Below are 12,511 nucleotides of genomic sequence, written 5' to 3' on the forward strand. Positions count from 1 at the left end.
GACCGCCGCATGATCGCGAGAGCGCAATGTCGAAGATTCTTGTGTTGGGAAGCGTCAACGTCGACCGCGTCTGGCGGCTCGATCGCCCTCTGCGAGTTGGCGGCCGCAACCTGTTCGGCGCCGTCGAGCGACGGATCGGCGGCGGCGGCTTCACCACGGGGGCCTTCTGGAGCGGCTCCCTCGACGCCGCCTATGAGCGGCTCGGCGCCACGGCTTCGGGCCTCACCGCGGCGGAGGCGGCCCGGCGCATCGGCGTCTTCGGCGCGAACGAAGCGCACGCCAAAGCGCGCAAGGGCCTCGTCGCCAAAGTCCTGAAGCGCCTGTCGCAGCCGCTCGTCGCGCTCCTGCTGATCGCCGGCGTCGTTTCGGGAAGCGTCGGGGATCTCGCGAGCAGCGCGATCATCGCCGCGGTGGTGGCGCTGTCGATCGCGCTCGAGATCTGGCAGGAGCACAAGGCCCAGGCGGCGTCGGACGCCCTGCAGCGTTCGGTCGCGCTCACCGCCACGGCGCTGCGGGACGGAGCTCTCGTCCAGGTCCCGGTCGATCGGCTGGTTCCGGGCGACGTCGTCGAGTTGCGGACCGGCGATCTGACGCCGGCCGACGGCCTCGTCATCGAAGCGCGCGCGCTGCGCGCCGACGAGGCGGCGCTGACCGGCGAGCCCTACCCCGTCGACAAGCGTCCGGGTCCCAGCGCCGCCGTCTCGCCTTCGGACGCCTTCGACGCGCTTTTCGCGGGCTCGATCGTCGTCGGCGGATGCGGCCGGATGCTCGTCGCCAGGACCGGCGCCTCGACGCTCTTCGGCGGGCTGGCTGTGGCGCTCTCGGCCGACGAGCCGCCGACCGCCTTCGAGCGCGGGCTCGACGATCTCGGGCGGCTCATCATCAAGCTCACTTTGTTCCTCGCGCTGTTCGTGGTCCTCGCCCAGATCGCGTCGCATCGGCCGGCGCTGGACGCGTTTCTGTTCGCGCTCGCGCTCGCCGTCGGAATGACGCCGGAGCTCCTGCCGATGGTGACGACGGTCACCCTGGCGCGCGGCGCGGTGCGCATGGCGAAACGCGGGGTGGTCGCGAAGAAGCTGTCCGCGATCCACGACCTCGGCGCGATGGACGTGCTCTGCACCGACAAGACCGGAACGTTGACGGAAGCGCGCATCGCGCTCGCCTCATGCGTCGACATCGACGGCGCGACCAGCTCCCACGTCCTCGACCTCGCCGCCCTGAACGCGCGGCTCACCGCCGGGACGCGGTCCACGCTCGACGAGGCGATCGCGTCGGCGGCTCCCGGAGCCCCGGACGCGACCCTGATCGCCGAGGCGCCCTTCGATTTCGAGCGGCGCCGCTCCTCGGTGCTGGTCGATCGACGGGGCGAGCGCACGATCGTCACGAAGGGGGCGCCCGAGGCGGTGCTCGCGGTCTGCGGAGACGTCGTCAGAGGCGAGACGGTCTCGCCGCTCGACGACGTGGAGCGGCGACGGATCCTGGCCCTCGTGGACGCGAAGGCGGCGGAGGGACTCAGGTGCCTCGCGGTCGCGAAGCGAGCCGCGGCGGGCGTGAACGCGCTCTCGGCGGACGACGAGCATGATCTCGCGCTCGTCGGATTCTGCTTCTTCGCCGATCCCATCAAGGCGTCGGCGCCCCACGCCGTCGCCCGGCTGGCGGCGCAGGGCGTGCGCGTCAAGATCCTCTCCGGCGACGCGGCCGCGGTGGTGGCGCATGTGGCGCGCGGCGTGGGCGTCGAGACGACGGCGGTGCTGACGGGGCAGGACCTCGCGGCGATGACGGACGCGGCGCTCGCCGTCCAAGCCCGTGACGTCGATCTGTTCGCAAGGCTCGCGCCCCACCAGAAGGTCCGGGTGATCCGCGCCCTGAGCGCCGGCGGATCGACGGTCGGATTCGTCGGCGACGGGATCAACGACGCCCCGGCGATCAAGGCCGCCGACGCAGGCGTCTCGGTCGAGGGCGCGACCGACGTCGCGCGCGCGGCCGCCGATCTCATCCTGCTGCGCCCCGATCTCGGCGTGCTCTCTGACGGCGTCGCCGAGGGCCGTCGGACGCATGCGAACATCCTCAAATATGTCCGGATGGCGACGTCGTCGAATTTCGGAAACATGGTCTCGATGGCGATCGCCTCGGTCGCCCTGCCCTTCCTGCCGCTGGCGCCGGTCCAGGTGCTGCTGAACAATCTGCTTTACGACGTCAGCGAAGCCGGCATTCCCTTCGACAGGGTGGACGACAGCGAGACGCGCGAGCCGCACGGCTGGGACATCCGGCAGATCTATCTGTTCACGCTCGTCATGGGGCCGCTGTCTTCGGCCTTCGACATCGCCGCCTTCGTCATTCTGCGCCTGGCGTTCGACGCGGGCGTCCAGACCTTCCAGACGGCGTGGTTCCTCGAATCGATGGTCACGCAGATCCTGGTGGTGTTCGTCATCCGGAGCGCCCGGCCGGTCTGGGCCAGCCGCCCGCACAGGCTCCTGGTCGCCTCCTCGCTCGGCGCGCTCGCGACGGCCTGCGTCCTCGCGCTGACGCCTGCGGGCGCCGTCTTCGGCTTCGCCGCGCCGCCAGCCGCGGTCCTCGCGACGATGCTTGCGGTCAGCTCCGGCTATCTGATCGCGGCCGAGCTCGTGAAACAGAGGCTGGGCCAGAGGCTCCTGGGGGCACGCGGCGCTCGCCGGGCGCGCGCGCCGCGTCGTCGTCGCTAGAGGGCCGCTCGTCGACGGCGTCGGCGCGTTCCGCTCTTGCCCCGGGACCCGGCGGCGCAGGACTCACCCCCGGGGGAGATCCGCCTGGCGCAAAGCGAGGCCATGGCCGTCGACGTCGGCCTCGGCGGTCAGGGGAAGATGGTCGGAGGCCTTGCGCGCAAGCGGCGTGTCGTGGACCGCAAGCCCGTGGACCAGCCCGCGGGGCCATCCGAGAATGCGGTCGAGCGGAAAGATCGGACGACGGGACGGGAAGCTCGGCAGCGGATGCGCCTCGCCGAACAGCGGTTCGAACACGTTGAGCGACGAGCGCCGGCTGATGCGCCATTCGTTGAGATCGCCCAGCAGCACGGTGGGCATCGGGGGCAGCCAGCCGAACGCCGTCACCAGCGCGCCGGCCTGGCTGAGCCGCGACCGGCGCAGCAGCCCGAAATGCGCCGCGATGATGCGGAAGGGGCCTTCTCCGAAGTCGAGATCCGCGATGATCGCGCCGCGCGGCTCGACGCCCGGCAGCCGGATGCGGATCCGCCGGTACGAGCGGGGCTCGCGGGCGACGAGCAGCGCGTTGCCGTGCCAACCATGCCCGTCGGGAGCGTCGGACTGGGCGAGGAGGCGAAGCCCGGTCTCCTCCCGCAGGGCTTCGAGGTCCAGCAGTCCGATCCGCGAACCGAACCGCCGGTCGACCTCCTGGAGCGCCACCACTTCGGCGCCGATCTCGCGCAGCACGCTGATGATCCGGTCGGGCCGCGAGCGGCCGTCGGTGCCCCGGCACTTGTGGATGTTGTAGGTCGCGACCTTCAAAGGCGGTTCCAGCGTCAGAGATAGGGCGACAGCAACCTGGCGGTCGCGTCCCGGAGCTTGAGCGGCAGGGGCTTGCCGTCGAGTTCCTCGAGGCTCACCGTCAGGGCGCATTTCGAATCGATCAGGGCGGAGAGCCGCGTCGCGAGACCGACGTCATAGAGCTCCACCGTAAGTTCGAAGTTGAGACGCAGGCTTCGCGTGTCCCAGTTCGCGCTGCCGATCAGGCACCAGGAATCGTCGACGCTCATGAGCTTGGAATGATCGAAGGGCGGCGCGGATCGGTAAAGCCTGCACCCCGCCTCCAGCAGCGGTCTGACATGAGCGTCCGACGCCCACGCGACCAGCCGATGATTGTTGGCCGCGGGGGTGACGAGACGGACCTCGACGCCGCGCAGGGCCGCGACCTGCAGGGCGGTGAGAACGCGCTCGTCAGGAAGGAAATAGGGCGTCGCGACGCGGATGGTCTTCCGGGCCGACGAGATCGCCGACAGCAGCACGAGCACCAGCCGGTCGACGGCCTGGTCGGGCCCGGACACGATGGCCCGCGCGGGCGGCCCCGCCGACGGCGGCGATGACGGCGCGTCCTTGATCTCGTCGCCGGTCGTGAAGGCCCAGTCTTCGTCGAAGCTGTCCGCGATCTGGTCGACCACCGAACCGCTCACGCGGAAATGGGTGTCGCGGACGGGCAGGCGCGTCGGCCGCGCCAGAACGTTTTCCGACGCGATGTTCAGCCCGCCGACGAAGGCGACGCGCCGGTCGACGATCAGCGCCTTCTTGTGGAGCCGGAGGTCGAGCAGCGGCATCCGCCACGGCCAGGCCGTGTGGAGGAAGCGTGCGGCCGGGACGCCGCGGCGCGTCAGCGCCCGATAGGCGGCCGAGCGAAAGTAGCCGCCGCCCATCCCGTCGATCAGGACCCGGACCGCGACGCCGCGGCCGTGCGCTGCGGCGAGCGCCTCCACGAAGGGCAGGCCGGCCTCGTCGGTTCGGAAGATGAAGGTCGACAGCTCGATGCTGACCCGGGCCTCACGGATCGCGCGCAGCATGTCGGGATAGGCCTCGTCTCCCGACTGCAGGACCGCTTCGACGGTCCCGTCGACCCGCTCGAGCCCGGTGACGGACCCGACCGCCGCGGCGAGACGGTCTTGCACGGAAAGCTCGCGCGCATCCGGCGGGGACGGCGTCCGCGAGGGGCTGAGGCCACGCAGGCGCCGCGCCTTCCGATGCACGCGATTGACGCCGAAGGCGAAATAAAGCGCGGCCCCGAAGATCGGCGACAGCCAGGCGAGGCCTATCCAGCCGATGGCGGCCCGCACGTCGCGCTTTCGCAGCAGCACGTGGACCGACGTCGCCGACGCGAGGACAAGATGCAGCGCGGTGAGCCAGAGGCTTTCTTGTGCGAATTCGCCGAACGTCACGCTCTTCTTCGCCGATGGGGCGCGCGCCAGCGGCCCGGGGACCAGCGTCCTTCGGAGCGCAGCGCCCACGAAAGATCGGTCCACGATCCGCTGAAGCCGTTCCGTCAGACATCGACCACGGAGGGCCGCGGCGCAAGCCGGCGCCCGCGAAACAGGCGATCAAGACATCAAAGCGCCTTCGCCGACCGCCGCATAGCCGGAGAACGAGCGGCGGTCGGGCGCGGTCTCCGAAGGTCGGGTCTCGACGAGCTTTCGGGACATAGGGTTCAATCCCCGCTTCAAGAGCGAGCGTATCGCCGGTCGATCCCGGCGCGGACAGCAGGCTCGGCTTGATCTGTCGCAACGCCCGCCGGCGCCCCTCGGAGCTTCGGTCATGACGTCGGTCACGAGCGCGGGAATCCTGCTCTATCGGGAAGGCGCCGAGGGGCTTGAGCTCTTGCTGGTCCATCCCGGCGGCCCGTTCTGGCGGAACAGGGATCTCGGCGCCTGGTCGATCCCGAAAGGCGAGACGGCGCCGGGAGAAGCGACGGAGGCGACCGCGCGCCGCGAGCTTCGCGAGGAGCTGGGGCTGGCGTTCGACGGTCCGCTCTCCGACCTCGGCGAGGTGCGGCAGCGCGCGGGCAAGATCGTCCGAGGTTTCGCCGGGCGGAGCGACTTCGACGCAGCCTCCCTCAAGAGCGAGCCGTTCGAGATGGAGTGGCCGCCCCGCTCCGGACGGCTCCAGGCCTTTCCGGAGGTCGATCGCGCGGCGTGGTTCGCGCCCGCCGACGCACGGCGGAAACTGATCCCCGCCCAGGCCCCCTTTGTGGATCGTCTGGAAAGACTGCTGGCGGCGGGCTGAGCCGCCTTGCCTCGACGGAAAGGCCCGAACCACGCGGCGCCACGTGGTCCGGATCGTCCTGGGATCAGGCCGCGATGCTGATCTTGGCGTCGACGGCCTTCACGCCGGGGGCCGACCAGGCGGCCTGCTCGGCGATGCGCCGCTCGTGCCAGCTGTGCACTTTGCCCGACAGTCTGACCTGATCGTTCGTGACCATGACGTCGATCGCCGCCGCGTCGAGGGCGGCGTTGCGCTTGAGCGCGTCCTCGATCGTCTTCTTGACGTCGGCGGCCTTCGGCCTGTCCTTCAGCGCGATCGCGTTCGTGACGCCGATCACGCCGTCGAGCTGGCGGATCGCGGACTCCGCGGCCTCGCGCTGGTACTGCCAGTCGACCGCGCCGGACAGGGTGACCCAGCCGCGCTCGAGCTTCACCTTGACGGCGTCCGGGACCGACATGTTCCATTCAGGGACGTTCGCGGCGCGCATCGCGATCTCCTCGTCGCTGCGCGCGCCGTCATAGGGGTAGCGGACCTCGATCTCTTCGGCGATCGCCTTCACGCCGCGCACCCGCTGCGCGGCTTTCTCGGCGGCGACCTTCTCCACATAACTGGCGACGCGCCCGGTCAGCGTCACCACGCCGTCACGGGCCGCGACCCCGATGTGAGCCGCGTTCACCCTGGGCTCGAACTCCAGCTCTTCCTCGACGAGCGACTTCAATCCTGCGTCGGACATGTTCCGTCTCTCCTGTCGGACCCGGCGGGCGCGTCGACTGCACGGCCCGCGCGACGGACGTTGCGCAAGGACGGCGATCACCGTCCTTGCAGCATCAATGAGACGGCTTGCCCGGCTCGGCTTTGATCTGGGTCAGCGCCGGCGGTCGAGGGGGCGATCGCGCTTCTCCCAGGGTTGAGTTGGATCAAAGGGCGGGTCCGCCGATTTGCGAAACTGTCGCTTGGAAAGCGCCCGATCGCGCGCAGGCGGAGCCGTCGCATGCCCAGAATGAAAGCCGCCGTCTTCGTCCAGGCCGGCCGCATCGTCCTCGACAAGCCGGTCCCCGACGTCGGCCCGCACGATCTGTTCTCCCACCAGCGCGACGGCGTCCTGAAGGTCGCGATCACGCCATGACCGAAGGCGGCGCCGGACGGGAAACGCGGGTCGGATTCCGGATGGGACGGCCCGGCTGGCGCATGGCCTTTGCGGTCGCTCGGCCTATGACGGCGACGTCGCGCCATGGGTCGTCGCGACGGCTTCGGGCGCTCCTCGCGCTCGCTCTGGCGGCGTCCCTTCCCGCGGCGGGACGGGCGGAGCGCGCCACGCCGTATCCATCCCTCGCGTCCATGCTCGAGCCCGTCCTGCCGAGCGTGGTCAGCATCGCGGTGGTCGGATCAGCGCTTGATCCCGGCTCGGCGGAGGGGGAGCCGACCTCCTGGCGCGCCGCCGGTCCGGCCGGCGCTCAGTCCTCCAGTTACCGCCTGGTCGGATCCGGCGTGATCGTCGACGCGCGACAGGGCTTCATCCTCACGAACAGCCACGTCGTCTCCACCGGGGGCGCGGTGCGCGTCGCGCTGACGGACGGACGCAGCCTCGCGGCGAAGGTCATCGGCGCCGATCCACGGACCGATCTCGCCGTCGTCAAGGTCGACGCGCCGGGGCTCCGAGCCATGTCCTTCGCCGCTCCGGGCGGCTTGAAGGTCGGCGACTACGTGGTCGCCGTCGGCAACCCCTTCGGCCTTGGCGGCACCGTCACGATGGGCATCGTAAGCGCGCTCGGACGATCGGGGCTCGGCATCGAAGAGTTCGAGGATTTCATCCAGACGGACGCCTCCATCAATCCGGGAAACTCCGGAGGGCCGCTGGTCAATCTGGCGGGCGAGCTGGTCGGCGTGAACAACGGCATTCTCAGCCCGTCCGCCGCCAATGTCGGGATCGGCTTCGCGATCCCCGTCGCGATGATCAGGCCCGTGATGGAGGAGCTGATCGCGAACGGATCGATCTCGCGTGGCGAGCTCGGAGCGGAGCTCCAGGATCTGACTCCCGCTCTCGCGCGCGTCTTGAACGTCCGATCCCGGAGCGGGGCGGTGATTTCCGAGCTCGAGCCGAGCGGCGCCGCGGAGCGCGCGGCGTTGCGGCCCGGCGACGTCGTGCTCGCGCTCGACGGCGCGCCCGTGCAGCGCGCCGCCGATCTTCGCAACGCGATCGGTCTTCGAAAGCCGCAGGCGGTCGCCCGCCTGACGATCGCTCGAAAGGACGCGCTGCTCAGCGTCGAGACGGATCTCCTGCCGGCTCCGCCGCCGCAGTCGAACCGCATCGAGGGAACCGGTCTGCTCGCCACCGTCATCCTGCGGCCGGCGGATATGACCTCATGCCCGAACGCCGAGCCGCATGGGGCCGTGGTCGTGTCGGTCGGGGAGACCAGCAGAGCCGCGATGTCCGGGCTCGGACCGGACGACGTCATCGTGAGCGTCGATCTCTCGCCGGTCCGATCGCCGCAGGAGACGGTGGACCGCACGGGATCCGCCCGGGCGTTCGTGCTCGGCGTCTGTCGCGCGGGCAGAACGCGCCTCGTCGCCGTCGAATGACGGCCCGCGATCTCGAGGCCCGGCGCCGAACCGCCGCCCGGGGGTCCGGGACGAGCGGAATCGGCGCGGCGGGCGGCCGCGCCCTTCGCGGCGGCCGGCAGATGCTCGACCAAGCCCCCGCGGCATGACGGAGCTCGCTTCCGAGGGTATGATCGTCCCAGCGGTCGCCCCGCGCGAGACGCCCGGCGCGCTCGACGTCCGCCCTGTCTAAGACGCTCCGCCGCTCGGAAACGGATCGTGGGGCCTTTTGCGCGCGGCTGACGCGGGCCGACCCCGCCGGCCCGCCGCCGGCCCTCGGAAGACGTATGCCGGCGAAGTCGCGTTGCGCGGGCCGCCGGCCTCGGACATCACCGGCCTTCGGAGCGACGGCGACCCCGATCGCGAGCAGACAAGTCCAAAGGACCGCCATGACCCTTGACCGTTCCGTCATCGACATCCTGTCGGCCGTCTCGACGGCGACGCTGACGACCGTGCTGCTCAAGAAGGGGCTTCGAAACGTCTGGATGCGCGGCACGAGGCCCTTGAGGCCCGGCCAGCCGCGCCTCGTCGGCCGCGCCTTCACTTTGCGTTTCGTCCCCGCGCGCGAAGATCTCGCGACCCCGGAATCCTGGTCCTCGCCGCGCTCGACGCGCGCGGCGATCGAGGACATGCCCGCCGGCTGCATCGCGGTCGCGGACGCTATGGGGGTCACCGACGCCGGCATCTTCGGCGACATCCTCGCCGCCCGCATGAGGAAGCGCGGGGTCGCAGGCCTCGTGACCGACGGCGTGATGCGCGACGTCGCCGGCGTGCTCGGGACCGGCCTGCCCATCTGGTGTCAGGGCGGAGCGGCGCCGCCGTCCGTCGCCGGACTAACCTTCGTGAACTGGCAGGAGCCGATCGGGTGCGGCGGCGTCGCCGTCTTTCCGGACGATCTCGTCGTCGTGGACGACGACGGCGCGGTGGTGGTTCCCCAGAAGCTCGTCGAGGAGGTTGTGGCCGTCGCGCAGGAGCAGGAGCGGCTCGAGGCGTGGATCATGGGAGAGGTCGAAAACGGAGCCTCGCTGCCCGGCCTTTATCCCCCGAACGCGGAGAACAAAGCCCGCTATGAGACCTGGCGCGCCGGCCGCACGACGGCGGGAGAATAGCCGCCGCGGCCGCCCGCGGCGCGCGACGATCGCGGGGCCTTAGTGGAGGAGGCGGCGTTTGACGGGCGGCTCGGTCTTTTCGGCTGCGAACAGCGCGTCGAGCTCGTGGTCGTCGGACGCGTCCTCCGCCCGGCGCAGGGCGGCCGCGTGCTCGTCCTTGGAAAGCGCCCCGTCGGCCAGAAGACGGTCGAGCCGATCCGCCTGCTCGCCGAACGTCAGCGCGGGATCGGGCTCGGCGAGCGCGCGGAGGGCCGAGTCACGACGGCGCTCGAGTTCGGCGAGGATCGCGTCCTCTTTCTTGTCCTTCAGCACATGGACGCCGGGATAGGGCTTGGCGTAGCTCAGCTTCATCCAGCGCTCGATGAACCAGAGCGCCGCCGCCATGGCGACGAAGCCCGGGCCGAAATCGACCAGCGCATGCTTCAGCCCTTCTCCCCCGACGTAATAGCCGGGGCCACGGAGCTGTTCGAGGCTCGCCATCGCGGCGAGCGCAAAGACTGCGAGCCAGGCGATGAGCACGGCGCCGGGCAGGACCGCATAGCGCGTCTCGGAGGCGACGACGGGCGCTGGAAGATCGACGTAGCGGAACGTCGCCGTCCGTCGGCCGTCGATCCAACCGCCGCGGGAATAGACGAGGCGATCGGGCAGGAACTCGAACTGGATGGTCTCGCTCGGGCCGTTCTGCTGGAAGCGCGCGGCCGCCAGCGCGCTGCGCTCGCGCTCGACATCGGCGCGAGGGACCAGCTCCAGCCGCTCCGCCCGCCGAAGCTGCCGGAGGCGGTCGCGGGCGATCGCCGGCTCCCGGCCCGCGATCTCCACGGACAGGGCCTGGCGGCGCCCGTCCTCCAGTCGGGCGAGGATCGCGTCGCGCTGGTCGTCCGCCAGCACGATCAGGTTCATCTCCGCCGAGGGCACGATGACGTAGCTCACGCGGCGACGCTTGCGCGTCGCGAACAGGACCGCGACGAGCGCGAAGGCCACGGCCGCGTAGAGCGCCGTGATCAGAGGCTGCGGGCCGCCGCGGAACGTCGCGGCCAGCGCCAGACCGGAGATCACGATCAGCGTCCAGCGCAGCGCGCGGTCGCCCTCGGTCACCTCGACATAAGCCGAAGGCGCCGCGAGATCCGAGAAGCGGACGTCGCCGCCGAAGCTCTCCTCGTCGCGGCGGTCGTAGCGGTAGCCGAACCCGTCGGGGCGGAAGGCGAAGGCGGCGCTGATCCGGCCGCGCCGCTGCGCGACGTCGGCGAGTTCGGGACGTTCGGACATGATCGACCAACCTGCAGGAGCTCGTAGGCCGCAGCCTGCGTCCGAAAACGCTGACGGAAGGTTGCGCGCGGCGGCCCGACCGCTCGTCACGGTTGGGGAATGATGAACGAGCCTCCGGAAAGTCGGCGCAGGCCTGCGCCGGCGCTGGTTTGCCTCGCCCGCCCGATGACGCTATCCCGGCCGCTTCGCGCATTACGGGCGGTCCTCGGCCCGCCCGGCGCCTGACGGATGTTCGACGTGAAAGCCATCATTCTGAGCGCGGGACAGGGCCGCAGGCTTCTGCCGCTGACCGCCGAAACTCCGAAATGCCTGATCCCCTTCTCCGGACGGCCGCTCGTCGAGTGGCAGGTGCGCGCGCTCGCCGCCGCCGGCGTGAAGGAGATCGTGGTGGTGACCGGCTTCGAGGCCGCGAAGGTCGAGGCGGCGCTGGCGGCGATCGACCTGCCCGGCCTCGCGCTCAGGGCGACGCACAACCCGTTCTTCGAGCTCGCCGACAATCTGGCGAGCTGCTGGATCGCCCGCCACGAGATGAGCCAGCCCTTCCTGATCCTGAACGGCGACACGCTGATCGAGCCGGAGATTGCCCGGCGCGTGCTGGAGGAGCCTGCGGTCGCGCCGATCACGGTGACGATCGACCGAAAGGGCGACTACGACAGCGACGACATGAAGGTGCGGACCCAGGGCGACCGGCTGCTCGCGATCGGCAAGACGCTGCCGCTCGATCTCGTCACCGGCGAGTCGATTGGCTGCCTGCGCTTCACCGAGGAGGGCGGCGCGGCCTTCGTCGCTGAGCTCGAGCGCCTGATGCGCTCAGAAGAAGGCCTGAAGCGCTGGTACCTGTCGGCGATCGACGGCATCGCGCGCTACCAGAACATCGTCGGCGTGCGCTCGATCGAGGGGCTCGAATGGAGCGAGCTCGATTTCCCCGCCGACCTCGACCGCGGCGTGGCGATGACCGATGGATGGACCGCGCGCGGTCTCTGAGCCGTCCTACTGGCTCGCCCAGACGATGCGGGCGATCCAGGCGATCTCGGAGGCCAGAAACGAGCGATCCGGGTGCTGGGGGTTGAGCGAGCGCAGCTCGACCTGCTTCGCCGTCTTGCGCGCGAGCTCCTTCGCGAGGACCTCGCCGTCGGCGGTCTTCACCACCACCCGGTCGCCGCGCCTCACCGGCGCGCCCGGCGCGACCAGCACGACGTCGCCGTCGCGGAACACCGGCGCCATGGAGTCGCCGGCGATCTCGAGCGCGTAGACATGAGCGCGGTCGACGTCGGGGAAAGGGATTTCGTCCCATCCCTGACCGGTCGGGAAGCCGCCATCGTCGAAATAGCCGCCGTCGCCGGCCTGCGCGAGGCCGATCAGCGGCACGTTGTTGTTGCGCCGCTCGGCCGGCGTCTCCCCGGTGAGCAGGCTCATGAAGCCGTCGAGGCTGGTGGTCGTGGCGTCGAGCGCCTTGGCGATGGATTCCGTGGACGGCCAGCGCGGCCGGCCGTCGGCCGCGATGCGCTTGGATCGGTTGAAGGTCGTGGGATCGAGCCCCGACTTGCGCGCCAGCCCGGATGCGGACAGGCCGTTCTTGGCCGCAAGCGCGTCGATCGCCGCCCAGATCTGGCCGTGGTCGAGCATGTCTCCGCCGTCTCCTCGCCCCGCCTCCGAAGGACAGTGGAGCTATGTATAGGAATTAGTCCCTTTTCGCGGCGCTGTCCACTCGGATCTGCGCGGGCGTCTTGTCCGCCGCGCGCTCAGGTCCTAAAGCTTCCTTGCCGCAGGACAGCAACGCGCCGCAGCGGACTGCGTTCCGCG

Annotated in this window: 11 protein-coding genes; 6 read left to right on the forward strand and 5 right to left on the reverse strand. The window is 70.6% G+C overall.

The features are described 5' to 3' along the window. The first annotated feature begins 26 nt into the window (after positions 1 to 26). A complete protein-coding gene (gene mgtA, locus ACO2RJ_RS12195) occupies positions 27 to 2,702 on the forward strand; it encodes a magnesium-translocating P-type ATPase (protein WP_423268274.1) in 2,676 nt (891 codons plus the stop codon). A gap of 63 nt (positions 2,703 to 2,765) precedes the next feature. On the opposite strand, the gene ACO2RJ_RS12200 is transcribed toward mgtA, so the two are convergent. Together ACO2RJ_RS12200 and ACO2RJ_RS12205 are read right to left on the reverse strand one after the other, a co-directional pair. Beyond that, positions 2,766 to 3,500 carry an endonuclease/exonuclease/phosphatase family protein gene (locus ACO2RJ_RS12200; RefSeq protein WP_423268275.1) on the reverse strand — a complete coding sequence of 245 codons (735 nt, stop codon included), beginning with the start codon at positions 3,498 to 3,500 and terminating at the stop codon, positions 2,766 to 2,768. 14 nt (positions 3,501 to 3,514) lie between these two features. Beyond that, the gene (locus tag ACO2RJ_RS12205; protein WP_423268276.1) at positions 3,515 to 4,984 is read right to left on the reverse strand and encodes a phospholipase D-like domain-containing protein; all 1,470 of its coding nucleotides are present in this window, start codon (positions 4,982 to 4,984) and stop codon (positions 3,515 to 3,517) included. 304 nt (positions 4,985 to 5,288) lie between these two features. On the opposite strand from ACO2RJ_RS12205, the gene ACO2RJ_RS12210 reads away from it, so the two are divergent. Then, complete coding sequence (locus tag ACO2RJ_RS12210) at positions 5,289 to 5,756, forward strand: NUDIX domain-containing protein (RefSeq protein WP_423268277.1); 468 nt, start codon at positions 5,289 to 5,291, stop codon at positions 5,754 to 5,756. A gap of 64 nt (positions 5,757 to 5,820) precedes the next feature. On the opposite strand, the gene ACO2RJ_RS12215 is transcribed toward ACO2RJ_RS12210, so the two are convergent. Further along, entirely contained in the window at positions 5,821 to 6,468 is a 648-nt protein-coding gene (locus ACO2RJ_RS12215) for a BON domain-containing protein (protein ID WP_423268278.1), read from the reverse strand. Between the two features lie 258 nt (positions 6,469 to 6,726). On the opposite strand from ACO2RJ_RS12215, the gene ACO2RJ_RS12220 reads away from it, so the two are divergent. The 3 genes from ACO2RJ_RS12220 (at position 6,727) to ACO2RJ_RS12230 (ending at position 9,442) form a co-directional block, all read left to right on the forward strand. Next, entirely contained in the window at positions 6,727 to 6,861 is a 135-nt protein-coding gene (locus tag ACO2RJ_RS12220) for a hypothetical protein (RefSeq protein WP_423268279.1), read from the forward strand. A gap of 212 nt (positions 6,862 to 7,073) precedes the next feature. Next, on the forward strand, positions 7,074 to 8,315 hold the full coding sequence (locus ACO2RJ_RS12225; protein ID WP_423268280.1) for a trypsin-like peptidase domain-containing protein: 1,242 nt from the start codon (positions 7,074 to 7,076) through the stop codon (positions 8,313 to 8,315). A 407-nt stretch (positions 8,316 to 8,722) separates the two neighbouring features. Continuing rightward, positions 8,723 to 9,442: a ribonuclease activity regulator RraA gene (locus tag ACO2RJ_RS12230; protein WP_423268281.1), complete on the forward strand. Its 720-nt coding sequence runs from the start codon at positions 8,723 to 8,725 to the stop codon at positions 9,440 to 9,442. Between the two features lie 39 nt (positions 9,443 to 9,481). Here ACO2RJ_RS12230 and ACO2RJ_RS12235 read toward each other — a convergent pair whose 3' ends face one another. Next, complete coding sequence (locus ACO2RJ_RS12235; protein ID WP_423268282.1) at positions 9,482 to 10,708, reverse strand: hypothetical protein; 1,227 nt, start codon at positions 10,706 to 10,708, stop codon at positions 9,482 to 9,484. Positions 10,709 to 10,936: 228 nt separating this feature from the next. Between ACO2RJ_RS12235 and ACO2RJ_RS12240 the strand changes: the two genes are divergently transcribed. Further along, positions 10,937 to 11,692 carry an NTP transferase domain-containing protein gene (locus tag ACO2RJ_RS12240; protein WP_423268283.1) on the forward strand — a complete coding sequence of 252 codons (756 nt, stop codon included), beginning with the start codon at positions 10,937 to 10,939 and terminating at the stop codon, positions 11,690 to 11,692. A 6-nt stretch (positions 11,693 to 11,698) separates the two neighbouring features. On the opposite strand, the gene ACO2RJ_RS12245 is transcribed toward ACO2RJ_RS12240, so the two are convergent. Beyond that, on the reverse strand, positions 11,699 to 12,334 hold the full coding sequence (locus ACO2RJ_RS12245; protein WP_423268284.1) for a S24 family peptidase: 636 nt from the start codon (positions 12,332 to 12,334) through the stop codon (positions 11,699 to 11,701). Between the last annotated feature and the right edge of the window lie 177 nt (positions 12,335 to 12,511).

Source organism: Hansschlegelia sp. KR7-227 (genome assembly GCF_049446035.1).
GTDB lineage: Bacteria > Pseudomonadota > Alphaproteobacteria > Rhizobiales > Methylopilaceae > Methylopila.